This is a genomic window from Burkholderia sp. MSMB1826, from assembly GCF_001526325.1.
GTDB lineage: Bacteria > Pseudomonadota > Gammaproteobacteria > Burkholderiales > Burkholderiaceae > Burkholderia.
Genome location: NZ_LOYN01000022.1, coordinates 472,936 through 497,562, shown reverse-complemented (window position 1 = coordinate 497,562; position 24,627 = coordinate 472,936). Strand labels below are relative to the sequence as shown.

Here is a 24,627-nt window from a genome sequence, read left to right as displayed (position 1 = left end):
GAAAGGGTTTTTTGCTGTATTTCGGTGTTTTTCCCGCCGTCTCGCCGCCGCGAAAATTCCCCCGGTTCCCCTTCTTGAATTTGTCAAAACCCGTCCATATAATTAGCACTCGCTGCACGAGAGTGCTAACAATTCTCTGCCGGGCGACGAGCCGGGCAGTTTCCCTAAGCGTTCTTCAATCTCAGTCAAGAGAGGAGTGAATATGAACCTTCGTCCTTTGCACGATCGCGTGATCGTCAAGCGCCTGGATCAGGAAACCAAGACCGCCTCGGGCATCGTGATCCCCGACGCCGCTGCTGAAAAGCCGGATCAGGGCGAAGTCCTGGCCATCGGCCCGGGCAAGCGCGACGACAAGGGCGCGCCGATCGCACTCGACGTGAAGGTCGGCGATCGTGTCCTGTTCGGCAAGTACGCAGGTCAGACCGTGAAGGTCGACGGCCAGGAACTGCTGGTCATGCGCGAAGAAGACATCATGGCCGTTGTCAACGCCAAGTAAGCGTCCTCCGACGGTACATATTCCCAAGAATTCAAGGAGTTAAAGATGGCAGCTAAAGACGTCGTATTCGGCGATTCCGCCCGTTCGAAGATGGTCGAAGGCGTGAACATTCTCGCCAACGCAGTCAAGGTCACGCTGGGTCCGAAGGGCCGCAACGTCGTGCTCGAGCGCAGCTTCGGCGGCCCGACGGTCACCAAGGACGGTGTGTCGGTCGCGAAGGAAATCGAGCTGAAGGACAAGCTCCAGAACATGGGCGCGCAAATGGTCAAGGAAGTCGCTTCCAAGACCAGCGACAACGCAGGCGACGGCACGACGACGGCAACCGTCCTCGCGCAATCGATCGTTCGCGAAGGCATGAAGTACGTCGCGTCGGGCATGAACCCGATGGACCTGAAGCGCGGCATCGACAAGGCAGTCGCAGCGGCCGTCGAAGAGCTGAAGAAGATCAGCAAGCCGTGCACGACCAACAAGGAAATCGCACAGGTCGGCTCGATCTCGGCGAACAGCGATTCGTCGATCGGCGATCGCATCGCTGAAGCGATGGACAAGGTCGGCAAGGAAGGCGTCATCACCGTCGAAGACGGCAAGTCGCTGGCCGACGAACTCGACGTCGTCGAAGGCATGCAATTCGACCGCGGCTACCTGTCGCCGTACTTCATCAACAACCCGGACAAGCAAGTCGCCGTCCTCGAGAACCCGTTCGTGCTGCTGCACGACAAGAAGGTGTCGAACATCCGCGATCTGCTGCCGGTGCTCGAGCAAGTCGCGAAGGCAGGCCGTCCGCTGCTGATCATCGCCGAAGACGTCGAAGGCGAAGCGCTCGCAACGCTGGTCGTCAACAACATCCGCGGCATCCTGAAGACCGTCGCGGTCAAGGCGCCGGGCTTCGGCGACCGTCGCAAGGCGATGCTGGAAGACATCGCGATCCTGACCGGCGGTCAGGTCGTCGCGGAAGAAACCGGCCTCACGCTCGAGAAGGCAACGCTGGCAGAACTGGGCCAGGCGAAGCGCATCGAAGTGGGCAAGGAAAACACGACGATCATCGACGGCGCAGGCGAAGCCGTGAACATCGAAGCGCGCGTCAAGCAGATCCGCACGCAGATCGAAGAAGCGACGTCGGACTACGACCGTGAGAAGCTGCAAGAGCGCGTGGCGAAGCTGGCCGGCGGCGTTGCGGTGATCAAGGTCGGCGCTGCGACCGAAGTCGAAATGAAGGAAAAGAAGGCACGCGTCGAAGACGCGCTGCACGCAACCCGCGCTGCCGTTGAAGAAGGTATCGTCCCGGGCGGCGGCGTCGCGCTGATCCGTGCACGCACCGCGATCGCAGGCCTGACCGGCGTGAACGCCGACCAGAACGCCGGCATCAAGATCGTGCTGCGCGCGATGGAAGAGCCGCTGCGCCAGATCGTCACGAACGGCGGCGAAGAAGCGAGCGTCGTGGTCGCAGCGGTTGCTGCAGGCAAGGGCAACTACGGCTACAACGCAGCAACGGGCGAGTACGTCGACATGGTCGAAGCCGGCGTCGTCGACCCGACCAAGGTCACGCGCACCGCACTGCAGAACGCAGCGTCGGTTGCAGGCCTGCTGCTGACGACGGACGCAGCTGTCGCAGAACTGCCGAAGGAAGACGCACCGATGCCGGGCGGCATGCCGGGCGGCATGGGCGGCATGGGCATGGACATGTAATCGACTTCGGTCGACGGTGTCCGGAGCGCGCAGCGATGCGCGTTCCAGCCAAAAGAAAAGACCCGCAGCGATGCGGGTCTTTTTTTATGTGCGCGCGGTTTTCGATGCGTGCGCGAGGCGGCCGGATACGTCACGCCTCAAAGCGGCGCGGCGTGCGGCGGGACCTGCTCGCCGCGTCGCGACTCAATGCCGGTGCGACGTCCTCGGCGCCGGATCGGCCTTCACGGCCGGCGGCGCGTCCGAATCGTCGTTGCTGCGCGCCCAGAAGAACCGGTCGGGCAGGTATGCGCCCATACCGGGCCGGAACGCGTCGCGCACGGCCTGGTACAGGTATTCCTGCGCCTCGCGCACGGCCTCCGGCGGCTCCTGGCCGTTTGCGAGCAGCGCCGCGATGGCCGCGCCGAGCGTATCGGTGATGCCCATCAGCCGGTGCGGCGAGCGGTCCCACATGTCTTCGCGAAGCTGGCCTTCTTCGCCGTACAGCGTATTGACGAGGCGGTGCGAGCCCGTTTCCGACGACAGGATGTATTCGCAACCTTGCGACAGCAGGTGCGACACGGCCGCATCGAGATTCGGCGCTTCGGCATCGCCGTCCGGCTGCGCGAGCGCGATCAGCGTCGCGTGATCGGCGACGAGCAGGGTGGTTTGCGGCGCCAGCAGGTCGGCGATCGATTCGCGCAGGTCGTCGGCGGCGAGCACGTGTTCGTCGTCGAGCGTGAAGTCCGGCGCGAGCACGAGCGGCACGCCGTCGTAGTCGGCGACGACTTCGGCGATCGCGCTCACGACTTCCGCACGCGTCGCCGCGCCGATCTTGAACGCGGCCACCGGCATGTCTTCGAGCAGCATGCGCGCCTGCGCGGCGACGACGTCGGGGTCGAGGCCGGTCACTTCATCGCAGGCGGCCGAGTCGCGCACGGTATAGCCGGTCAGGACGGACACGCCGTGACAGCCCATGCTCGCCAGGGTCATCAGATCGGCTTGGAGGCCGGAGCCGCCGGTGGGATCGGACAGGCCGAAGGTGAGGACGATCGGAGGGGCGTTGCTGGACATGTAAAAATGGGGCAAGAGAAAAACGGAAAAGCGACGGAGATGCGGACGGCGAGGCGAGTGGGGCGTTTTCGGCCCTGTGTTGCCCGGCAGGCCGCACTTTCAACCATTATGCGGTGGAATCCGGCCGGTACGACGGATTTTTTAGCGCAGCGCAACGTAGTCGCCGTCCTCCAGCGCGATTGCTAGGCAGTCCGGCCCCGACACGGTACCATCATGGCTCCCGAATTTACCGACTTTCCCCGACGCGGCTTAAGATGGAATACAAGAGCTGGATGTGCCTGATTTGTGGCTGGATTTACGACGAAGAAGCCGGGCTGCCGGAAGAGGGCATTGCCCCGGGCACGCGCTGGGAAGACGTCCCGATCAACTGGACGTGTCCCGAATGCGGCGCCCGCAAGGAAGACTTCGAGATGGTCCAGATCTGATCGGACCGCTGGCCCACGCACACTCCGCTCAGGCCTTGCACGGATCCGGCGCTCGCGTGCCGCGATTCGCGCGAGCGACTCGACGATGACAGGCGCGCGTGCCCATGACGTCCGATCCGGCGAACGTTCCCCACCCTGACGCATTGCCCAATCCGCGTGGCGGAGCCGTGCGCGCGGCCGAAGCATGGCTGACAGCGGCTGCCGATGCATTCGAGCGGCGCGACGATGCCGTGGCGCCGCTTGCCGCGGCCGCGGCCGTGCTGGCGGAAGCCGGCTGGCTGCCGGCCGCGCGTTTCGCCGGGCAACTGTCGGCCGCCGTGCCGCTCGTCGGCACCGAGCCGACTTCGGCCGGCTGGCGGGCCGCGCTGCACGATTTTCGTGCGGCCGTCGGGCGCCACAACCTGCGCGAGCTCGCGTGCTCGCCCGTTCTCTTCGAGCATTTCCGTGCGTTGCGCGCGCAAAGCGCCGCCGACTTGCGCGCGAGCGCGCCGCTCGACGCGCTCGCGCTGGTCGGCCGCGCGGTGCCGCCTGCCACGCTGCGCGCGCTGCCCGATGCATTTGCGGCCCGGATTCGCGCCCGCTATGAGCAGGCGCTGCTGGGCGTGCTGCGTGCCGAACACGGTGCGCCGGGGGCGGCGCTCGACGAACTCGACACGATGCTGGCCGCGCTCACCGATGACGCACCGTACGATTTCTGGCGGCTCGCGGCCGCGTGCGTGCGTGCGCTGCGCGCGAGCGGCGCGCCCGAACTGAAGCGCTTTCTCGCGCGAACCAACCTGCTGCTCGGCGAACACGCGCAGGGCCGGCGCGGCGCGCCGCCCGAACTGGTGCGCGAGACGGTGGCGCTGCTATGGCGCGATTTCGCGCTGTTCGGCGCCGCGGCCGAGGACGTCGCGCTCGTCGACGTGCTGCACGACTACGGGTTGACGGTCGACTGGCACGTCGCCGGCACGCCCGCTTCCGAAGCGTTGTGGGAGGCCGATGCCGCGCGGGCCGAGCACGAGGCGGTCGCCGTCGCCCCGACTCGCGCGCTCGGCGTCGTGACCGTCAATGCGCATGCCTATGAGGATTTCCTGCAGACCGCCGATGCGTCGATGGCCGACCTGGCGGCCGACCCGGCCGCGGCCGACACTGGCGCCGCGTGGCACGCGTCCGGCGCGGCCTATCGGGTCGGCACGGCCGCCTGCGCGCTCGGGCTCGGCCACGCGGCGCTGCTGGCCGACACGCTCGGCCTGGCGTGGCGCCGTGCGGCGCACGGCGTGCCGCTCGCCGACGGCGGCCTCGATGCGCACCGCCATGCGTCCGACATGCTGCGCGCGGCGCTCCTGAAGATCGCGGCCGGCGTCGCGCCGCCGGATCTCACGGCGGCGTCCGAAGCGCTCGGTGCCGCGCTCGACCGGACCTGACGAACCAGGGGACGGACACGCGCCGGCGGCCCTTGTCGCGCGGGCCTGCAACACGCTGCCGACAGCGCCCGCGCGCGTGTTAGAGTGCCGTGTGATCCGCGCGCGTCGTTGCCAGCGCGGCGCGGCGTTGCTTGTTGATCGCGGCCCGGTCAGGTCGCGGCGTCTTTGCTAAAATTCAAACCATGTCAAAGCCTTCCGATCGCATCAATCTCACCAACCAGTTCCTGATCGCCATGCCCAACATGGCCGATCCGACGTTCTCGGGAACGGTGATCTATCTTTGCGATCACAGCGAGCGCGGTGCGCTCGGCCTCGTCATCAATCGTCCGACCGACATCGACCTCGAATCGCTGTTCAACCGCATCGACCTGAAGCTCGACATCGAGCCGCTGCTGCACATTCCCGTGTACTTCGGCGGCCCGGTGCAGACCGAGCGCGGTTTCGTGCTGCACGAGCCGGTCGAGGGCGCGAGCTACAACTCGTCGATGTCCGTCGACGGCGGGCTCGAGATGACGACGTCGAAGGACGTGCTCGAGGCGGTCGCGACGGGCACCGGCCCGAAACGTTTCCTGCTGACGCTCGGCCATGCAGGCTGGGGCGCCGGGCAGCTCGAGGAAGAAATTTCCCGCAACGGCTGGCTGACGGTCGCCGCCGACCCGCGCATCGTGTTCGACACGCCGGCCGAAGAGCGCTTCGAAGCGGCGCTCGGCCTGCTCGGCGTCAGCTCGTCGATGCTGTCCGGCGAGGCAGGGCACGCATGAGCGGCGCGAGCGCGCGCGATGCGACGCTCCTGGCGTTCGACTACGGCGAGAAACGGATCGGCGTCGCGATCGGCAACGCGCTGACGCGCTCGGCCCGTGCGCTCGTCGTGATCCAGAACCTGAACCGCGAACACCGCTTCAAGGCGGTCGGCGACCTGCTGGCCGAATGGCGGCCGGACGCCCTCGTCGTGGGCTTGCCGATGCATCCGGACGGCACGCCGCACGACATGACGCAGCAGGCGAAGCGCTTCGGCAACCAGTTGAACGGCCGCTTCGGGCTACCCGTCACGTGGATCGACGAGCGCTATTCGTCGGTCGAGGCCGAGGCCGGGCTGCGCGAGCGCAGCGTGCGCGGCCGCGCACGCACCGACATGCTCGATGCCGAAGCCGCGCGCGTCATCCTTCAACAGTATCTCGATCAATTGTCCGACCATGAGCACCATTGACGCCGAGGCGCTTTACCGCGCCCTGCTCGACCAGATTCGCGCCGCGTACGGCACGGCGTTCGCCGAACCGGGCGGCCCGCGGCTCGCCGGCATTCATAGCGGCGGCGCGTGGCTCGCCGAGCGCCTCGCGCGCGATCTCGGCGCACCGGCGTTCGGCGTCGTCAACGTCGCGCTGCACCGCGACGACTACGCGAAGAAGGGGCTGCACAGCCAGGCCAGCCCGACGTCGCTGCCGTTCGACGTCGACGGCGCGCGCATCGTGCTCGTCGACGACGTGCTGTACACCGGGCGCACCGTGCGCGCCGCGCTCAACGAGCTGTTCGACTACGGCCGTCCGGCCGCGGTCGAGCTCGCGGTGCTCGCCGATCGCGGCGGCCGCGAGCTGCCGGTCGCCGCGCGTTTCGCGGGCGGCACGCTCGACGTGCCGGCCGACGCGACGCTCGTGCTCGCGCGCGACGATACGCGGTTCACGCTGCACGCCGAGCCGCACGGCACCTGAACGACACGCGAACCGTATCCCGGGCCGCTGGTTTGCACCGCGGCCCGTTTGCATAGTTGGAATCACGCACACCATGACCACCGACACCACTGGCCGCACCGGCAATCCCGCGGCGGCCGCGAGCCCCGACCGGTTTCGCTACGGGTTCCTGAAGGGCAACCCGCAGCTCACGAAAAACGGCGAGCTGAAGCACCTGCTGTCGATCGAGGGCCTGCCGCGCTCGATCGTCAATCACATCCTCGATACGGCCGAGCAGTTCGTCAGCGTGACGGACCGCGAGGTGAAGAAAGTGCCGCTGCTGCGCGGCAAGTCCGTGTTCAACCTGTTCTTCGAGAACTCGACGCGCACGCGCACGACCTTCGAGATCGCCGCGACGCGCCTGTCGGCCGACGTGCTGAACCTGAACATCAATGCGTCGTCGACCAGCAAGGGAGAGTCGCTGCTCGACACGATCAACAACCTGTCGGCGATGCATGCCGACCTGTTCGTCGTGCGCCACGCGTCGAGCGGCGCGCCGTACCTGATCGCCGAGCACTGCGCGCCGCACGTGCACGTGATCAACGCCGGCGACGGCCGCCACGCGCACCCGACGCAGGGCCTGCTCGACATGTACACGATCCGCCACTACAAGCGCGACTTCACGAAGCTGCGCGTGGCGATCGTCGGCGACATCCTGCATTCGCGCGTCGCGCGCTCCGACATTCACGCGCTCACCACGCTCGGCGTGCCGGAAGTACGCGCGATCGGCCCGCGCACGCTGCTGCCGGGCGGGCTCGAGCAGATGGGCGTGAAGGTGTTCCACAACCTCGACGAGGGGCTGAAGGGCGTCGACGTGATCATCATGCTGCGCCTGCAGAACGAACGGATGAGCGGCGCGCTGCTGCCGTCCGCGCAGGAGTACTTCAAGACGTGGGGCCTGACGCCCGAGCGCCTCGCGCTCGCCGCGCCCGACGCGATCGTGATGCATCCGGGCCCGATGAACCGCGGCGTCGAGATCGATTCGCAGGTCGCCGACGGTCCGCAGTCGGTGATCCTCAACCAGGTCACGTTCGGCATCGCCGTGCGGATGGCGGTGATGGGCATCGTCGCCGGCAACAGCGACTGAGCCCGCTTTCGCGCATCCCGATCCAGGCATTCAACGCAATCAACGCATTCACAGACAGCGCATGAAGATTCATATCAAAGGCGGCACGCTGATCGACCCGGTCGCCGGCACCGAAGGGCAGGCCGACGTATTCGTCGCGGACGGCAAGATCGCCGCGCTTGGCAGCGCGCCGGCCGGTTTCAACGCGGACAGGACGATCGACGCGTCGGGCCTGATCGTCGCGCCCGGCCTCGTCGACCTGTGCGCGCGGCTGCGCGAGCCCGGCTACGAGCACAAGGCGACGCTCGCGTCCGAGATGGCCGCGGCCGTCGCGGGCGGCGTCACGACGCTCGTGTGCCCGCCGGATACCGACCCCGTGCTCGACGAGCCGGGCCTCGTCGAAATGCTCAAGTTCCGCGCGCGCAACCTGCGGCAGGCGAACGTGCATCCGCTCGGCGCGCTGACGGTCGGCCTCAAGGGCGAGGTGATCACCGAGATGGTCGCGCTGACCGAATCCGGCTGCGTCGGCTTCACGCACGCCAACGTGCCGGTGCGCGACACGCAGGTGCTGCTGCGCGCGCTGCAATACGCGAGCACCTACGGTTACACGACGTGGCTGCGTCCGCTCGACGCGTTCATCGGCCGCGGCGGTGTGGCCGCGAGCGGCGCGCTCGCGTCGCGGCTCGGGCTCTCCGGCGTGCCGGTCGCGGCCGAGACGATCGCACTGCACACCATTTTCGAGCTGATGCGCGTGACGGGCGCGCGCGTGCACCTCGCGCGGCTGTCGTCGGCGGCCGGCCTCGCGCTCGTGCGTGCGGCGAAGGCGGAAGGACTGCCCGTGACCTGCGACGTCGGCGCGAACCACGTTCACCTGATCGACGTCGACATCGGTTACTTCGATTCGCAGTTCCGGCTCGACCCGCCGCTGCGCGGCGAGCGCGACCGCGAAGCGATCCGCGTGGCGCTCGCCGACGGCACGATCGACGCGATCTGCTCGGATCACACGCCGGTCGACGACGACGAGAAGCTGCTGCCGTTCGGCGAAGCGACGCCGGGCGCGACGGGGCTCGAGCTGCTGCTGTCGCTGACGCTGAAGTGGGCGGACGAGACGCGCACGCCGCTCGCGCAGGCGCTGCGCCGCATCACGTCCGCGCCGGCCGACGTGCTGCAGCTGCCGGCGGGCCGCCTCGCCGAAGGCGGCGCGGCCGACCTGTGCGTGTTCGATCCGCGCGCGCACTGGCGCGTCGAGCCGCGTGCGCTGAAGAGCCAGGGCCACAACTCGCCGTTCCTCGGCTACGAACTGCCGGCCACCGTGCGCACGACGCTCGTCGCCGGGCAGATCGCGTTCGAGCGCCACTGAACCCCGTCGGACCTTCGCCATGACCGCCATTCGCAAGCTGCGTCTCGTCTTTCACCTGTTGCGCGGCATGGCGATCGTCGCGCTGCGCTTTTCGCACGTCACGCCCGCGCACCGCGCCGAGCTGATACGCCGCTGGTCGCTCAAGATGCTGCGGATCTGCGGGATGCGCCTCGTCGTCCACAACGACGGCGCGCGGCTCGACGCGAGCGCGCTCGTCGTGGGCAATCACGTCTCGTGGCTCGACATCTATGCGGTCAACGCGTGGCGGCCGACGCCGTTCGTGTCGAAGGCCGAGGTGCGGCAGTGGCCGATCGTCGGCTGGCTCGCCGAGAAGCTCGACACCGTGTTCCTGCAGCGCGAGAAGCGTACCGAGGCGATGCGGATCATGCACGAGATGGCCGAGCGCCTGCGCAACGGCGGCGTGATGTGCGTGTTTCCGGAAGGGACGACGTCCGACGGCCAGGATCTGCTGCCGTTCCATGCGAACCTGTTCCAGGCCGCGGTATCGGCCGGCTGCGCGGTGCAGCCGATTTGCCTGATGTACGAGGACGCGCACGGGCGGCAGTCGGTCGCGCCGGCGTACACGGGCGACCTGTCGCTCGGCAAGTCGCTCGACATGGTGCTGCGCGGCGGCCCGCTCGTCGCGCATCTGTACGTGTGCGAACCGATCGCGCCGGGCGGCGACCGCCGCGCGACGTCCGCGGCGGCGCGCGACGCGATCGCCGCCGCACTGGCGACGCTGCAGGAGAAGGTCGGCAAGCCGACGGCGGAGTCGCTTGCCGAGCTGCAGAAGCATGCGTATCCGGCGACCGAGCTCGGCGCCGATGCTGCGGGCGACGCGACGCCCGACGCGCCCGTGCCGGGGCGCGAGGGCTGACGCGCGACCGCGGCGCGTGAATCAGCGTGCCGTCACTCGCCGCCCGGCGAGCGGCACGCTTCGCACTGCACCTGCGTGACCGTGCGCTGCGCCGGATCGGCCGCGAGTCGCACGGCCGACAACTGGTTTCCCCATACGCAACCCGAATCGAGCGCGACGACGTTGTCGCGCAGCATCAGGCCGAGCGCGGCCCAGTGCCCGAACACGACCGTCACGTCCTCGGTGCGGCGCCCCGGCGCGTCGAACCACGGCAGGTAGCCGGGCGGCGCGCTGTCGGGGCCGCCGTTCGCCTTGAACTCCATCGCGCCGTCGGGCGTGCAGAAGCGCAGGCGCGTGAACGCATTGAATGCGACGCGCATCCGGTCGCGTTTCTTCAGGTTCGGACTCCACTGGTTCGGCTCGTTGCCGTACAGCCCTTGCAACGTGTCGCGCCAGTCGGAGGCACGCAGCGCGTGCTGCAGTTCGTCGGCGAGTTCGAGGGCAAGCGTGGTGTCCCATTGCGGCAGCACGCCGGCGTGCACGAGCAGTTTTCCGTCGTCGACATGCACGAACGGACGGTGGCGGACCCAGTCGAGCAGTGCGTCGGCGTCGGGCGCGTCGAGGATTTCGCCGATGGTGTCGCCGGGGCGTTCGGTGCGGATCCCGGCCGAGACGGCGAGCAAATGAAGGTCGTGGTTGCCGAGAACGACCGTCGCGCGCGGGCCGAGATCGACGATGGCGCGCAAGGCGGCGAGCGAGCCCGGGCCGCGGTTGACGACGTCGCCGGCGATCCAGAGCGGCGTGTCGGCGGGGACTGAAAGCTTGGCCAGCAGCGACTGGAAAGCGGAATGACAGCCTTGGATGTCGCCGATGGCGATGGGAGGGAGGGTCATGGGGCGGCGGACTTTGCGAGTATCGAGAACGCGGGAAAAATTATCCAGTCAATGCGGCGCTGTGCAATTTCTGTTCCGCAACAGCGCGGCAATCTGGCAATAAATTTCGCGCGTGGAAAGGGTTCGAAGCGCTGTATCAAGTTGTTAGCGGCATGGCTTTTGCAGGGGGCGGCTCCCTATAATTGTCGCTTTCCCCAACAAAATTAGCATTTCATGACTTTGGAGGCCATGTCGACCGGTTAAAATTCCCGGTCTGACGTGGCAATCACAAGCTACTGGCATTTGCGAATCCGATGTGGCCGGCGCCTGATGGCGCCTGCCACACACTATTTGAGGGAGCCTCATGATCCTGGTTACGGGCGGCGCGGGTTTTATCGGTGCCAATTTTGTACTCGACTGGCTGCGCGCATCCGACGAAGCCGTGCTCAACGTTGACAAGCTGACGTACGCAGGGAACCTGCGCACGCTGCAGTCGCTGGACGGAAACCCGAAGCACGTGTTTGCCCGCGTCGACATCTGCGACCGTGCTGCACTCGACGCACTCCTGGCCGAGCACAAGCCCCGCGCGGTGCTGCACTTCGCCGCGGAAAGCCACGTCGATCGGTCGATCCACGGCCCCGCGGACTTCGTGCAGACCAACGTCGTCGGCACGTTTACGCTGCTCGAGGCGACCCGCCAGTACTGGAACGGCCTGAACGACGCCGACAAGGCTGCGTTCCGCTTCCTGCACGTGTCGACCGACGAGGTGTTCGGTTCGCTGTCGGCCACCGATCCGCAATTCTCCGAGACGACGCCGTACGCGCCGAACAGCCCGTATTCGGCGACGAAGGCGGGTTCCGACCACCTGGTGCGCGCATACCATCATACGTACGGTCTGCCGGTGCTGACGACGAACTGTTCGAACAACTACGGCCCGTACCAGTTCCCGGAAAAGCTGATCCCGTTGATGATCGCGAATGCGCTCGCGGGCAAGCCGCTGCCGGTGTATGGCGACGGCCAGAACGTGCGCGACTGGCTGTACGTCGGCGATCACTGCAGCGCGATCCGCGAAGTGCTCGCGCGCGGCGTGCCGGGCGAGACGTACAACGTCGGCGGCTGGAACGAGAAGAAGAACCTCGAAGTCGTGCATACGCTGTGCGACCTGCTCGACAAGGCGCGCCCGAAGGCAGCCGGGTCGTACCGCGACCAGATCACCTATGTGACCGACCGCCCGGGCCATGATCGCCGCTACGCGATCGATGCACGCAAGCTCGAACGCGAGCTCGGCTGGAAGCCGGCGGAAACGTTCGAGACGGGCCTGGCGAAGACGGTCGACTGGTACCTCGACAACCAGGCCTGGGCCGACGAGGTCGCATCGGGCGAGTACCGCAAGTGGGTCGAGACGAACTACGCGAAACGCACCTGAGGAGAGAAGCGATGGCACGTAAAGGCATCATTCTCGCCGGCGGTTCCGGTACCCGGCTGTATCCGATCACGCACGTCGTATCGAAGCAGCTCCTGCCGGTGTACGACAAGCCGATGATCTACTACCCGCTGTCGACGCTGATGATCGCGGGTATTCGCGATGTGCTGATCATCTCGACGCCGCAGGACACGCCGCGCTTCGAGTCGATGCTCGGCGACGGCAGCCAGTGGGGGATGAACATCCAGTACGCGGTGCAGCCGTCGCCCGACGGCCTCGCGCAGGCATTCATCATCGGCAAGGAGTTCGTCGGCAACGATCCGTCGGCGCTGATCCTCGGCGACAACATCTTCTACGGGCACGATCTCGCGAAGCAGCTCGAGCGTGCGCATGCGCAGGAAAGCGGCGCGACCGTGTTCGCGTATCACGTGCACGACCCTGAGCGATATGGTGTCGTCGAATTCGACAAGTCGTTCCGCGCGCTGTCGATCGAGGAGAAGCCGGCCAAGCCGCGTTCGAACTACGCGGTGACGGGCCTGTATTTCTACGACAACCGCGTGTGCGACATCGCGGCCGACATCAAGCCGTCGCCCCGCGGCGAGCTGGAAATCACCGACGTCAACTCGCGCTACCTCGATAGCGGCGCGCTGAATGTCGAGATCATGGGGCGCGGCTACGCGTGGCTCGACACCGGCACGCACGATTCGCTGATCGAGGCGGCCAGTTTCATCGCGACGCTGCAGAAGCGACAGGGTCTCGTGGTCGCATGTCCGGAAGAAATCGCGTATCGCCGCAACTGGATCGACGCGGAGCAAGTGTTGAAGCTGGCCCAGCCGCTCGCGAAGAACGCATACGGTCAGTACCTGAAGAACATTCTCACGGATCAAGTCGCATGGCCATCCAAGTAACGGCAACGGCGCTGCCCGAAGTCAAGATCATCGAGCCGAAGGTGTTCGGCGACGCGCGCGGATTCTTCTACGAGAGCTTCAACGGGAAGGAATTCGCCGACCACGTCGCACCCGGCGTCGAATTCGTGCAGGACAACCATTCGCGCTCGTCGAAGGGCGTGCTGCGCGGGCTGCATTATCAGATCCAGCACGCTCAGGGCAAGCTCGTTCGCGTGGTCGAAGGCGAAGTGTTCGACGTGGCCGTCGACATTCGCAAGGGTTCGCCGAACTTCGGCAAGTGGGTGGGCGTGGTGCTGTCGAACGACAACCACCGGCAACTGTGGGTGCCGCCCGGTTTCGCGCACGGTTTCGTCGTGCTGTCGGAGGCCGCGCAGTTCCTCTACAAGACGACCGACTACTGGTTTCCGGAACACGAGCGCAGCATCGTGTGGAACGATCCGGAGATCGGGATCGAATGGCCGATCGACTTCGAGCCGCTGCTGGCGGCGAAGGATGCGGCCGGCAAGCGGTTGAGCGAAGCCGAAGTTTATGCGTGAGGTGGGTGTGACTCCTGAACCGACGATCCTCGTGACGGGTGTGAATGGCCAGGTCGGGTTCGAACTGCTGCGTTCGCTGCAAGGCCTCGGTCGTGTGGTGGCATGCGACCGTTCGATGCTCGACTTGTCCGATCTCGATCGGGTGCGCAGCGTCGTGCGCGAGTTGAAGCCGTCGATCATCGTGAATCCTGCTGCGTACACGGCCGTCGACAAGGCGGAGACGGACGTCGACGCCGCGCGCCGGCTGAATGCCGACGTGCCGCGTGCTTTTGCGGAGGAGGCTGCGCGCCTCGGCGCAGCGCTGGTTCATTACTCGACCGACTATGTGTTCGACGGGACCAAAGAGGGCGCCTATGTCGAAACGGACGCGACCAACCCGCAGAACGTGTACGGGCTGACCAAGCTCGAGGGCGAGCAGGCCATCGCGGCGACGGGATGCGCACACCTGGTCCTGCGAACGAGCTGGGTGTACGGCCGGCGCGGCAAGAACTTCCTGCTGACGATGTTGAAGCTCGGGAGCGAGCGTCCGGAGTTGCGTGTCGTCGCGGATCAGGTCGGTGCGCCGACGTGGTCGAAGACGATCGCCACCGCGACCGCGCACATCGTCGCGCAAGCGTTGGCGGCCGACGATGCAGACTGGTGGGCGCAGCGTTCCGGCGTCTATCACTTCACGTCGGCCGGCGCGACGTCGTGGCACGGGTTTGCCGAGGCAATCTTCGCCCATGCGATGGGCGAGCGTGCGCCGAAGGTGCTGCCGATTCCCGCGAGCGACTACCCGGTTCCGGCCAAGCGCCCGTCCAATTCGCGACTGTCGCACGACAAGCTGACCGAAGCATTCGGGTTGCGGTTGCCGGACTGGGCCGATGCGCTGAAGCTGTGCCTGAGTGAGTAACTTGGATCAGAATTCCGCGGTTCAGGAGCGGGTCGGTGTCGTGATCGTGTTCTACCGACCGGATAGCGGTTGCGTGACTCGTGCAAACCGGCTCGCCAAAGTATGGCCGTGCGTGGTGGTGGATAACACGGAGACCGTGTCGACGCCAGAGGCGCTTGGCCTCGACCGGCGAGTCGGCTATGTCGCCAATGGTGCGAACCTCGGCATTGCGACGGCGCTCAACCAGGGGGTCGAGCGCCTGATCGCGGCCGGCTGTACGGCAGCGTTGTTGTTCGATCAGGATAGCGAGCCGTCGGACGAATTGCTGATCGAGCTGCCTCGGACGATGGCGGCCGAACGCATGCGCAATCGTCGCGTAGCGCTCATCGGCCCCGCGTACGAGGATGCACGATTGGGCGGCGTCGCGCCGTTCGTCCGCTTCGGGTACGTGAAGCTGCGCCGGATTCGGCCGGACGGTGTGCAGCCGGTCGAGGTCGACTTTCTGATCACGTCGGGGTCGTGCGTGAATCTCGCCGTATGGCGCGACATCGGCCCGATGGACGACTCGCTGTTCATCGACTTCGTCGATCTCGAATGGTGTGTCCGCGCGCGCTCGAAGGGGTACGCGGTGCTCGGCGCGCCGGCGCTGCGGTTGAAGCACGAACTGGGCGGCGAGCCGGTGAAGGTGTTCGGGCGGAGCTACCCGGGGCATAGTGCGGTTCGGCATTACTATCTGTTCCGCAATGCGATCGCGCTGATCCGGCGCGCCTATGTGCCGTGGAGCTGGAAATCGACGGAACTCGTCAAGATGCCGGTCCGGCTTGCGATCTATGCGTTGTTCATGCAGCCGCGAATGGCGCATCTGCGGTTGTCGATGCTCGGGATCTGGCACGGACTGACCGGTCGTACCGGCGCGCTGTGACGCGCCGGTGCCCCATTTTTCAATCTCATTCAACTAGAAAGCTTGCATGCTGACTCTTTCACTTGCTGACCTCAAACAGAGCATTGCTTCGTGGCGGTTATGGACATTGCTCGGCTGGCTCGAAATCCGGCAGCGCTATGCGCGCTCGAGCGTCGGCCCGTTCTGGCTCACGATCAGCATGGGCGTGATGATTACGTCGCTCGGTGTAGTCTACGGCACATTGTTCGGTCAGAAGATGAGTGACTATTTGCCGTTCCTCGCGTCGAGTATCGTGCTGTGGGGACTTTTCTCGCAGACGATCCAGGAGGGAAGCGTCGCTTATATCAGTAGTGGGTCCTACATCCGCCAGGTTCCCACGCCAAAGCTGATCTACATTCTACAAGTCGTATGGCGAAATCTGATCGTCCTGGCCCACAACTTCGTCATCATCATCGGTCTCCTGATGATTTTCGGCGTCAAAAGCTGGGAGACGTTGCCGATGTTCATTCCGGGGTTGCTGGTGTACGTTCTGAATGCGATGTGGATCGCGATGCTGACAAGCTTGTTGTCAGCACGCTTTCGCGATCTTCCGCAGATTATCGGCGCGTTGCTCCAGGTCGCGTTCTATGTCACGCCGATCATCTTCCGTCCCAATGCACTGAACCGGTTCTCGTTCATCGTCGAGTGGAATCCGCTTGCCTACCTGATCGATGTCGTGCGGGGTCCGCTGATCGGACAGATGCCGAGTGCACTGACGTGGGAAGTGACCATCGGCATGGCGGTCATCGGATGGCCGATCGCGTTGCTGATGACGGGTCGTTATCTGAAACGTCTGCCGTACTGGATCTGAAGAGGACGACATGGCACACATCGAACTGAAGAACGTGACGCTGGATTTGCCAATCTACGACGTGCAAGGCCGTTCGCTGAAGAAGCAGGTGCTTCGCATGGGACGACGCAACCGGATTGCGGAGGGCAACGATGGCGTCATTGTCGTCCGTGCGCTCGACGACCTGAGTTTTCGCTTTGATCGCGGCGATCGCGTGGGGCTCATCGGACACAACGGCGCAGGGAAATCGACGCTGCTGCGTGCGATGGCGGGCATTTATTCCCCGACGGGCGGTACGTTGTCGCGAGAGGGCAAGGTCGTGCCGCTGCTCGATATTAGCCTCGGTATGGACGAGAACTCGACCGGCATGCAGAACATCCGTCTGCGTGGCCTATTGCTCGGCATGACCGACGCCGAGATTCGCGAGAAGCAGAGTGATATCGCCGCGTTCAGTGAATTGGGTGACTATCTGGATCTTCCTATCCGCACGTATTCCAGCGGGATGAAGATGCGACTAGCCTTTGCTGTTTCGACGTCGGTTGATGCCGAGATTCTGCTGCTCGACGAAGTTATGGGCGTCGGTGACGCATCGTTCATGCATAAGGCGGAAGCGCGTCTCGCCGATTTGCACAGCCGAGCCGAGATCGTTGTACTCGCGATGCATTCGAACAGCGAGATTCGGAAAGTCTGCAACAAGGTGCTCTGGATGGAGCGCGGTCAGGTTCGTGCGTTCGGTGAGGTCGAAGAAATTCTGACGGCCTATGAAGCGGCGATGGGAGGCTGATACGCGGTCGAATTTTGCGAGTGACGATCAACTCGAAATTCTATTTTCGGCCATATTAAGTTATGCAAAAAATTACCTTACCTCATTCGCACGAGCTGCCGGCCATGCGCCGCGACACCGACCTAAGTTCAGGGTCGTTGGCGTGCATTTCGCCAGCCTCGTTCTGGACGCCGCGACATGTTGTTGAATCCGCCTGGCTTGAACACGCACCGTTCGCCTTTTGGCTCACGGACGTGCTGAAACCTCGAACAGTTGTCGAGCTTGGAACGCACGCGGGTTTTTCGTTTCTTGCGTTCTGCCAAGCAATTCAGCAACTTGATCTGTCGACATCATGTTACGCAATCGACACGTGGCAGGGCGACGAGCATGCGGGTTTCTATCAGGCAAACGTGTTCGACACGCTCAGCGCGGTGCAGACCAGGGAGTTCGGTGATTTTTCACGTCTGATACGGGCACGTTTCGACGAAGCGCTTTCTGGGTTTGGCGATGGCACGATCGACTTGCTCCACGTAGATGGACGTCATCGCTATGAAGACGTCGTCGAGGACTATTCGACATGGAAGTCGAAGCTATCGGAGCGTGGCGTCGTGCTTTTTCACGATACCAATGTACGAGAGCGCGATTTTGGCGTATGGCGTTTTTGGGAAGAGTTGCGAACGCGCTTCCCGTCGTTCGAATTTATTCACGGTCACGGGCTCGGAGTGCTGTGCCCAGGAACTGAAATTCCCGACGGTATACGGCCGCTGATCGAGGCCACGGAAAATGATCGGGAGCGCATTCGTCGGATGTATGCCCGCTTGGGTGCTGCGGTCTCGCTTCGCTACCAGCTTGACGTTGTGGGCGGCCAGTTAGGAGCGGTTCGTCAACAGTTGGATGCCGCACACGGTCAGTTAGAGGTCGCACACGGCCAGATTGAAGAGCGCGATATGGCCGTTACGCAATTGCAGGAGCGGCTGCATGAGACGACACGTAGCCTCGCAGAACGATCCGACGAAGCCCGGCAATTGGGCGTGCAACTCGGTGAACATGTGGATGCGATCCGCGAACAGCAACGCGTGATTGACCAGAGCACAGCGCGCATCGAGTCGATTAGAGATATTGCTCGCGGACGTGGTCGTGCCGATATTCAGGCGACGTTGCAGCGGAGTCCGACTGCATCGCGCGACGGTCGCGAAGCCACATCGAACAAGTTGGGCGACGAGCTCGACGAGCTTCAGGTGACGGTCGACGAGTTGCGCCAGGAAATGGCTCTAACTGAGGTTCGCCAGCGAGAATGGCAAGCGACGGCGATGCGAACCGAGCAGGAATTGAACAATATTCGGACCAGCACGATGTGGCGCGCGTTTCTCAAGGTGCGTGCGCTAGCCGTGATGATGCCACCCGGTCTCCGCATGACAGTCCGCAAAGTGCTGAAGGCCGCGTGGTGGGCTGCGACGCCACACCGCATGTTGGCACGCCTGCGTTTTCTGTCTGCGAGACGGGCCGCGAGTGCAGCACGCGGTAACGCTTCCGACCACGTGCGCTATCCCGAAGGTCAGTATCTCGTATACACGCCGACGGGCGGGACCGACGCGGGCGCTCGCGGCGGACGGTACGATCTCTCAGGTACGGCGGGTGGCTACGTATACATCCCGCCGCGCAAGCCTGACGACCTCGACGCACGCATTGCCGCGCTGACCGTGCGACCAACGTTCTCGATAGTCGTGCCGCTCTACAACACGCCGCCTGATCTGTTCGACGCGATGATCGGTTCGGTATTCGCGCAGTGGTATCCACACTGGGAACTCGTGCTGGTCGATGACAAGAGTCCGTCGCCGGTCGTTCGCGAGCGTCTTGATAAGCTCAATGACCCGCGTATCAAGATCATTCGGCTCGACGACAACCGCGGCATCTCAGGTGCGACCAATGCGGGTCTCGATGCGGCGCAGGGAGACTACATCGTGTTCTTCGATCACGATGACGAATTGACGTGCGACTGCCTGTTCGAACTTGCGAAATGCATTGCTGCCGAGGATCCCGACTTCTTGTACAGCGACGAGGACAAGATCGAGGCGGACGGAATGTACGGTCAGCCGTTCTTCAAACCGGACTGGTCTCCGGACACGATGATGAGCACGATGTATACGTGCCACGTGTCGTGCGTTCGTCGATCGCTGCAGCAACGCGTCGGTGGCTTGCGGTCCGAGTTCGATGGCAGCCAGGACTGGGATTTTGTGCTGCGCGTCACAGAGCAAGCGAACAAGATCAGTCACGTCCGAAAAGTACTCTATCACTGGCGCGTGATCCCCGCGTCGGTTGCGTCCGACCTGAACGCGAAGCCGTACGCAGTTGATGCCGGGCGCCGTGCCCGCCAAGCGGCGATAGAGCGGCGCGGTTTGACCGGGACGATGGAACCTGTGCGGCAGTTGCCCGGATATTTTCGCGCAAGCTATGCGTACAAAGGCGAACCAAAAATCTCGATCATCATTCCGAGCAAGAACAATGGCCGCGTGCTGAAGCGGTGTGTTGAATCCATTCGGAACAAGTCCACGTACCGCAATTTTGAAATCATCTTGATCGACAACGGGTCGACGGATGCAGACGCGCTTCGGTGTTTCAGCGACATGGCTCGGATGGACGGCGTAAAAGTGCTTCGCCATGACGTGCCGTTTAACTATTCCGAGATCAACAACGTGGGTGTTCGCGAATCAGTCGGCGAATTCCTGGTGTTTCTGAACGACGACACGGAAGTCGTCACTGAAACGTGGCTCTCCGACATGCTCGGATATGCACAGCTCGATCACATCGGAGCCGTCGGCGCAAAACTGATCTATCCGGGCGGGCGTCAGGTGCAGCACGCCGGACTAGTGAATCTCGCGGACGGTCCGAATCATGCGTTCCTATTGCTGAACGCTGATTCTCCGGGATACTTTGCGCGGAACCTGCTCGAGTACAACTGGATCGGCGTGACCGGCGCGTGCTTGATGCTGAGCCGAGAGAGGTTCGATCGGATCGGCGGATTTGACGAGGCATTTCCTGTCGCATACAACGATGTTGACCTGTGCTTCCGCCTCGTCAAGGCGGGCTGGTACAACGTCGTTTGTCCGAGCGTCGAGCTGATTCATTACGAATCGCTAAGCAGGGGGCGTGACGACGCGAATGCGGAGAAGCTGAAGCGCCTCGCGCGAGACAAGACGCTCCTGTACCTCAAGCATCCCGACTTCTATATGTTCGATCCGTTTCACAATCCGAATCTGGATCAGCAGGATGTTAACTTCGTGATTCCTGCGGCATAAGCGACATCAGGATCGATCATGGAAACCCGAAATCTGAATAATGCCGTGCCTGAGTCGACGCTGACCCAACTGAAAAATTTGATCGCCTCGGCCGAGGCGGTTTCGTTCGACATTTTCGATACGCTGTTCCTGCGTTTGCTGCGCGATCCGGAAGATGTTTTCGATCTGCTCGGACACCGGTACGGCATTGCAAATTTCCGCACGCTTCGCCAGCAGGCGCAGCAACGCGCGTTTCAACGGATGCATGAAGCCGGGGACGAGGAGATCACGCTCGACGGGATCTACGCGTGCTTCGACACGGTCGCCGTGCCCGCTGCGACGCTGCGCGACGCCGAACTCGATCTTGAGCTGGCCGTCACGGTGCCGAACCCGCGCCTGATTGAGGCATTCAATGCGGCCATCGTGGACAAGCCAGTCGTGATCACGTCGGACATGTACCTGCCACGCGCATTCTTCGATGAACTGTTTCGCCGTCACGGGCTGCGTCCGTCGGGCGTGTTCGTGTCGTCGGAGCGTAATGCGACGAAACGCGATCGCGGTGCATTGTTCGACATCGTTGCTCGAGAGTTGGGCGTCGTGCCGTCACGCATCCTGCATATCGGCGACAACCCGGTGTCGGATATTACCCGAGCGCAGGAGCGCGGCTTTTCGACGTTTCATTACGTCGATACGGTCACGGCGAGTGAGGTCGATCAGTCGACGCCTCTTGCTTCACTAGGAAGCGGGCTGCCCCGAGTGATTCCAGAGGGGCCGCCGGTTGGCACGTTTGGTGACCTCGGGTTACGTTACGGTGGGCCTGGCGCCGTCGGCTTCCTCGATTGGATCGTGGATCAGTCACGGCGGGACCGTATCGATCATTTGCTGTTTGTGTCGCGCGATGGTTACGTGCTCGAGCGCATGGCGTGCGAGCTAACCGGTCAAGTGCTGCCGCCGTTCTCTTACTTCAGGGGGTCACGTGTCGCATTTGCGACGGCGGCCGCGAACGAAGCGAATTTCGACGAGCTGACCGATTTTTTTATCGCTGGTGCACACGGTCTGCGACCGATCGAGGTGTTCGAACGGATTGGCGTGACGCCGCCTGCCGATACCGTGATGAATGACATCGGGCTCGGGGCGAATGTTGTCGTTGATGATCGCAACATCGAAAAGGTGCGGGGTCTGTTGCGTGCGTGCCGGGCGGATATCTTGCGCGTATGCCGCCGCAATCGCCGCGGATTATTTCAGTATCTGGTCGAACTCGGTATCAGGCCAGGCATGCGGGTCGCCGTCGTCGACGTCGGGTGGAACGGTACCGCACAGGAAATGCTCGTGCGTGCGTTGCAGGGGCTCATGGATATCGATCTGCATGGCTACTATTTCTGCCTGAACGACTCGGAGCAGACTCGGGCGCGTGAACGGACTATGCGAATGAGCGCGCTGCTGTCGCGGACGTCGATCGACCCTGCACGTCTCGCAAAAGTATATGCGAACCGAGTGGCGGTCGAACTGTTCTTCTCGGCGCCGCACGATGCGGTGATCGGTTACGAACCCGCATCGGATGGCCAAGTCGGATCGGTCGAAGATCCAGGGCGTGATCCGATGCCACGGCAGCGTGACATATCGAACGAAATCGTCGCCGGTATGCTGGCTTTCGGCCGACAGTTCAGGGCGATGAGAGCGCTGTTGGAATTAAAGGAAGATCCGCTCGATACAGTGGCTCCGCTCATTCGTTATGTCGAGCGCATCGATCAGGCATCGCTCGAACTGCTGGCTGGAGTCGAAAATTTCGACGCTTGGGCCAGCACACGCAATGCACGCATGAATCTGACGAGTTATATCGAAGGAAGCGCAGTCGAATAACAGTGAGAGTAACGGGGGCTGGTATGGCTGCGTCCGCAGCTATTCGGCCGGCCTTCCATACTCAGGCTGGACTGTGTCCGATAACTGTCGAAGTGCCAATCGATTCGTAAAGTTAACCGCACTTTTACTGGGATATTTGAGCCGGGGAATCGATGAACCCGCGAGCCCGGCATAGATTGCCACGGTCGGTTCGTATGCGTGACGACAATAAGGTCCGGCGGCATTCGATCGCGCAGGGTAACAAGTTTCGTTATTGAGCGTGAACCCACGCAGACCAGTTTTCTACAGTTGTGTGCAGCCCCGGGCCGGGTTCGGGTAGATTTCCGTCAAGGATCGCTGCAACGGTGGACAGTGACACATGCGTTTCAAAGGAGAAGACTCTCTCCATGCATACTGAACGTGTCAATGGCTCTCGATGTGAGAAGTCGGTCAGCCGCACGCGATTCAGTTCGTGAGCGTTGCAAATCTCGAGATTTGATGTCGAGAATCGCTCGCGAAGCGCGTCGCGAAGATTGCGGGAAATCGCAGGCTGTTCCGACACGTGCGAGCAGAGGTGATGGACCGCGGCGATTTCGTTTTCCTGAAGTGGCCGTTCGACGCGATTCCGATAGAAGTTCGTCAGTGCATCGACCAATGTATCCCGTTGATTCGCGTGTGGTACCTCAATGTGAATGGGTTTCACGATATCTACGGCGTTGAGGAAATCGGCGGCAATCGAACCGTTGGCGCAGGCATCATAGTTTCGGAGCACTATTCTGAGCCCCGGAATCGACGACATGGTACGAAGGGCAATTACGTAGTCGAAATGGAAGATCCATTCCTTGAGCCGAAGCGATCCATTCGAGAGTACATCCATCGCATAATTGGAAAACTCTTCGCCGAACCCATGTTTCAGCATCTCCAAGTATAAGGATTCGAGGTACGACGCCTGGTTGCGAAGGTAGATGATCGCGACGGGCTCCAAATTACATCGCTCTGCCATTTGCAGAAGTGGGTCCCATCTTTCAGGGCGGGTGAGCGAGCTTTCGAAATCCTCTGAAGACAACACAACGTCGCCATCGAAGGATGAGACTTCGTCGAATAGCCTGTCCAGGGTGCCGAAGGATCGGTTGAAACGACGATCCCGCGCCAATTGCCACGCGATGTTGTGATGGCCGCTCACATCCGACAGACGCCCAGTGCGCGGATATAAGAGGCCCATCGAGTGCATTTTTTCGCTGTTGTTACTGAATGCGGCCTGCAAGGCTGTCGTTGCCGTCTTGTGAAGGCCGCAATGGACGAAGAGCTTTCTGGCCATGGTTCACTTCAAATAACGGTTATCCCTTGAAATGGGTGCTGTCGGATATCGATCGAGCCTAGTGTTGAACGGTGAACGCGATTCGAGACAGTATGGTTTCGGCGCGATTCTTGTATGTGTGATCTCGGCGGGTTCGTTGTTGCGCGGCCAGTGCGATGTCCATTGCCCGTTTTGGGTCATCTCGTAGCATCTCGATATGTCGGCGAAGTTCCTCGGGTGAATCGAACAACAGGATTTCTGCGTTCTGTTCGCTGTAGTAGTCGTCGATTTCAAGCCCTTCGACAAACATGCACTGTACGGTACCTGCGGCGGCGGCTTCGAAAGTACGAGGGCCGGGCGTAGATGCGTCGAGCTTGAAACGCTCGTTAGCCAGATCGAGACGGCGGCCCATGTTCAATGTGACGAGGGATGTGGCGTGTAGTTTCGGAAGATCGGCGTTCGGTACCCTGCGATTTGCAGCAAAAGGCAAATCGTCTGGCCACTCGGCGCCGAGAACTTCCACTTTGAATCCATCAAGAGAACTTGCACAGTCTCGCAGCAGTTGAATGCGATTCGCAAAGCCTACACCACAGAAGAAGACGTCGCGAGACTTTGTTTGTTCCGGCTCTTGGAAATGAGCATCGAGATCTGCGGCGAGCGGTAGATGATGTACGTTCGGATGGTCGTAGTGCGTTGAACTCCAGCGGTCGTTCGAAAATATGATATCGGCCAACGGAATGATCTTCTGTGAATAGTCGAACTCATATGGGTCGTCATGCAGCCAGAAGGCGACACAGGCGCCAGTATCGAGTGCGACCTGCTTGAGATCGAGGTAATGGCAAACGGAAGGCATGCATGATCCGAACACAATGATCAAATTGGGGTGGGTCGAACGTGCGAGTGTTGCGGCGCTTTCGAGCGAACATGCTTGAACACTCGTCACACCAGGTAGACCCTTGAATCCGTTTGCAACGTAACCGCGCAAGGTGGCGTTGTTGTTGATCGAGTCAGGCGACGCGCCAGAAATGAGTACGTTCATTGCGT

General features: G+C 63.0%; 23 protein-coding genes. 19 read left to right on the top strand and 4 right to left on the bottom strand.

All coding sequences use genetic code 11. The features are described from left to right. Nucleotides 1-202: 202 nt before the first annotated feature. Both groES and groL read left to right on the top strand, forming a co-directional pair. A complete protein-coding gene (groES, locus tag WS95_RS14575) occupies nucleotides 203-496 on the top strand; it encodes a co-chaperone GroES (protein WP_004186661.1) in 294 nt (97 codons plus the stop codon). Between the two features lie 45 nt (nucleotides 497-541). Then, nucleotides 542-2,182: a chaperonin GroEL gene (gene groL / locus WS95_RS14570; protein ID WP_034206567.1), complete on the top strand. Its 1,641-nt coding sequence runs from the start codon at nucleotides 542-544 to the stop codon at nucleotides 2,180-2,182. A gap of 183 nt (nucleotides 2,183-2,365) precedes the next feature. Here the strand turns inward: groL and WS95_RS14565 are convergent, their stop codons facing one another. Continuing rightward, entirely contained in the window at nucleotides 2,366-3,232 is an 867-nt protein-coding gene (locus WS95_RS14565) for a hydroxymethylpyrimidine/phosphomethylpyrimidine kinase (RefSeq protein WP_034206568.1), read from the bottom strand. A 254-nt stretch (nucleotides 3,233-3,486) separates the two neighbouring features. Between WS95_RS14565 and WS95_RS14560 the strand changes: the two genes are divergently transcribed. The 8 genes from WS95_RS14560 (at nucleotide 3,487) to WS95_RS14525 (ending at nucleotide 10,090) form a co-directional block, all read left to right on the top strand. Beyond that, nucleotides 3,487-3,657, top strand: coding sequence for a rubredoxin (locus WS95_RS14560; RefSeq protein ID WP_004186709.1), 171 nt, complete (start codon nucleotides 3,487-3,489; stop codon nucleotides 3,655-3,657). A gap of 104 nt (nucleotides 3,658-3,761) precedes the next feature. Further along, complete coding sequence (locus tag WS95_RS14555) at nucleotides 3,762-5,063, top strand: hypothetical protein (protein ID WP_059824386.1); 1,302 nt, start codon at nucleotides 3,762-3,764, stop codon at nucleotides 5,061-5,063. Nucleotides 5,064-5,245: 182 nt separating this feature from the next. Beyond that, nucleotides 5,246-5,824 carry a YqgE/AlgH family protein gene (locus WS95_RS14550; RefSeq protein WP_034206570.1) on the top strand — a complete coding sequence of 193 codons (579 nt, stop codon included), beginning with the start codon at nucleotides 5,246-5,248 and terminating at the stop codon, nucleotides 5,822-5,824. Continuing rightward, nucleotides 5,821-6,270, top strand: a complete 450-nt coding sequence (gene ruvX / locus WS95_RS14545; protein ID WP_059824384.1) for a Holliday junction resolvase RuvX — start codon at nucleotides 5,821-5,823, stop codon at nucleotides 6,268-6,270. The genes WS95_RS14550 and ruvX overlap by 4 nt, the downstream gene beginning before the upstream one ends. Continuing rightward, on the top strand, nucleotides 6,257-6,769 hold the full coding sequence (gene pyrR, locus WS95_RS14540; protein WP_059824382.1) for a bifunctional pyr operon transcriptional regulator/uracil phosphoribosyltransferase PyrR: 513 nt from the start codon (nucleotides 6,257-6,259) through the stop codon (nucleotides 6,767-6,769). The genes ruvX and pyrR overlap by 14 nt, the downstream gene beginning before the upstream one ends. A 73-nt stretch (nucleotides 6,770-6,842) precedes the next feature. After that, nucleotides 6,843-7,874, top strand: a complete 1,032-nt coding sequence (locus tag WS95_RS14535; protein ID WP_006476735.1) for an aspartate carbamoyltransferase catalytic subunit — start codon at nucleotides 6,843-6,845, stop codon at nucleotides 7,872-7,874. A gap of 61 nt (nucleotides 7,875-7,935) precedes the next feature. After that, a complete protein-coding gene (locus WS95_RS14530) occupies nucleotides 7,936-9,213 on the top strand; it encodes a dihydroorotase (RefSeq protein WP_059824380.1) in 1,278 nt (425 codons plus the stop codon). A gap of 19 nt (nucleotides 9,214-9,232) precedes the next feature. Continuing rightward, on the top strand, nucleotides 9,233-10,090 hold the full coding sequence (locus tag WS95_RS14525; protein ID WP_034206574.1) for a lysophospholipid acyltransferase family protein: 858 nt from the start codon (nucleotides 9,233-9,235) through the stop codon (nucleotides 10,088-10,090). Between the two features lie 32 nt (nucleotides 10,091-10,122). On the opposite strand, the gene WS95_RS14520 is transcribed toward WS95_RS14525, so the two are convergent. Beyond that, a complete protein-coding gene (locus tag WS95_RS14520; protein ID WP_059824378.1) occupies nucleotides 10,123-10,962 on the bottom strand; it encodes a symmetrical bis(5'-nucleosyl)-tetraphosphatase in 840 nt (279 codons plus the stop codon). A gap of 343 nt (nucleotides 10,963-11,305) precedes the next feature. Between WS95_RS14520 and rfbB the strand changes: the two genes are divergently transcribed. The 9 genes from rfbB (at nucleotide 11,306) to WS95_RS14475 (ending at nucleotide 22,307) form a co-directional block, all read left to right on the top strand. Continuing rightward, nucleotides 11,306-12,367 (top strand): dTDP-glucose 4,6-dehydratase, encoded by a 1,062-nt coding sequence (gene rfbB / locus WS95_RS14515; protein WP_059824377.1) that lies wholly within the window; start codon nucleotides 11,306-11,308, stop codon nucleotides 12,365-12,367. 11 nt (nucleotides 12,368-12,378) lie between these two features. Then, entirely contained in the window at nucleotides 12,379-13,272 is an 894-nt protein-coding gene (gene rfbA / locus WS95_RS14510; RefSeq protein WP_034206577.1) for a glucose-1-phosphate thymidylyltransferase RfbA, read from the top strand. Continuing rightward, nucleotides 13,257-13,808, top strand: a complete 552-nt coding sequence (gene rfbC / locus WS95_RS14505) for a dTDP-4-dehydrorhamnose 3,5-epimerase (protein WP_059824376.1) — start codon at nucleotides 13,257-13,259, stop codon at nucleotides 13,806-13,808. Before rfbA ends, rfbC begins: the two co-directional genes overlap by 16 nt. Beyond that, on the top strand, nucleotides 13,801-14,700 hold the full coding sequence (gene rfbD, locus WS95_RS14500) for a dTDP-4-dehydrorhamnose reductase (protein WP_034206579.1): 900 nt from the start codon (nucleotides 13,801-13,803) through the stop codon (nucleotides 14,698-14,700). The genes rfbC and rfbD overlap by 8 nt, the downstream gene beginning before the upstream one ends. Nucleotides 14,701-14,740: 40 nt before the next feature. Then, nucleotides 14,741-15,601: a glycosyltransferase family 2 protein gene (locus WS95_RS14495; protein ID WP_034207845.1), complete on the top strand. Its 861-nt coding sequence runs from the start codon at nucleotides 14,741-14,743 to the stop codon at nucleotides 15,599-15,601. Between the two features lie 46 nt (nucleotides 15,602-15,647). Next, nucleotides 15,648-16,430: an ABC transporter permease gene (locus WS95_RS14490; RefSeq protein WP_059824373.1), complete on the top strand. Its 783-nt coding sequence runs from the start codon at nucleotides 15,648-15,650 to the stop codon at nucleotides 16,428-16,430. 10 nt (nucleotides 16,431-16,440) lie between these two features. Beyond that, nucleotides 16,441-17,193: an ABC transporter ATP-binding protein gene (locus WS95_RS14485; protein WP_059824371.1), complete on the top strand. Its 753-nt coding sequence runs from the start codon at nucleotides 16,441-16,443 to the stop codon at nucleotides 17,191-17,193. A 104-nt stretch (nucleotides 17,194-17,297) separates the two neighbouring features. Beyond that, on the top strand, nucleotides 17,298-20,468 hold the full coding sequence (locus tag WS95_RS33380; protein ID WP_059824369.1) for a glycosyltransferase: 3,171 nt from the start codon (nucleotides 17,298-17,300) through the stop codon (nucleotides 20,466-20,468). 18 nt (nucleotides 20,469-20,486) lie between these two features. Then, the gene (locus WS95_RS14475) at nucleotides 20,487-22,307 is read left to right on the top strand and encodes an HAD family hydrolase (protein ID WP_059824367.1); all 1,821 of its coding nucleotides are present in this window, start codon (nucleotides 20,487-20,489) and stop codon (nucleotides 22,305-22,307) included. 250 nt (nucleotides 22,308-22,557) lie between these two features. Here the strand turns inward: WS95_RS14475 and WS95_RS14470 are convergent, their stop codons facing one another. Beyond that, complete coding sequence (locus WS95_RS14470) at nucleotides 22,558-23,604, bottom strand: hypothetical protein (protein ID WP_059824365.1); 1,047 nt, start codon at nucleotides 23,602-23,604, stop codon at nucleotides 22,558-22,560. Nucleotides 23,605-23,662: 58 nt separating this feature from the next. After that, on the bottom strand, nucleotides 23,663-24,622 hold the full coding sequence (locus WS95_RS14465) for a CgeB family protein (RefSeq protein ID WP_218921597.1): 960 nt from the start codon (nucleotides 24,620-24,622) through the stop codon (nucleotides 23,663-23,665). Nucleotides 24,623-24,627 lie beyond the last annotated feature (5 nt).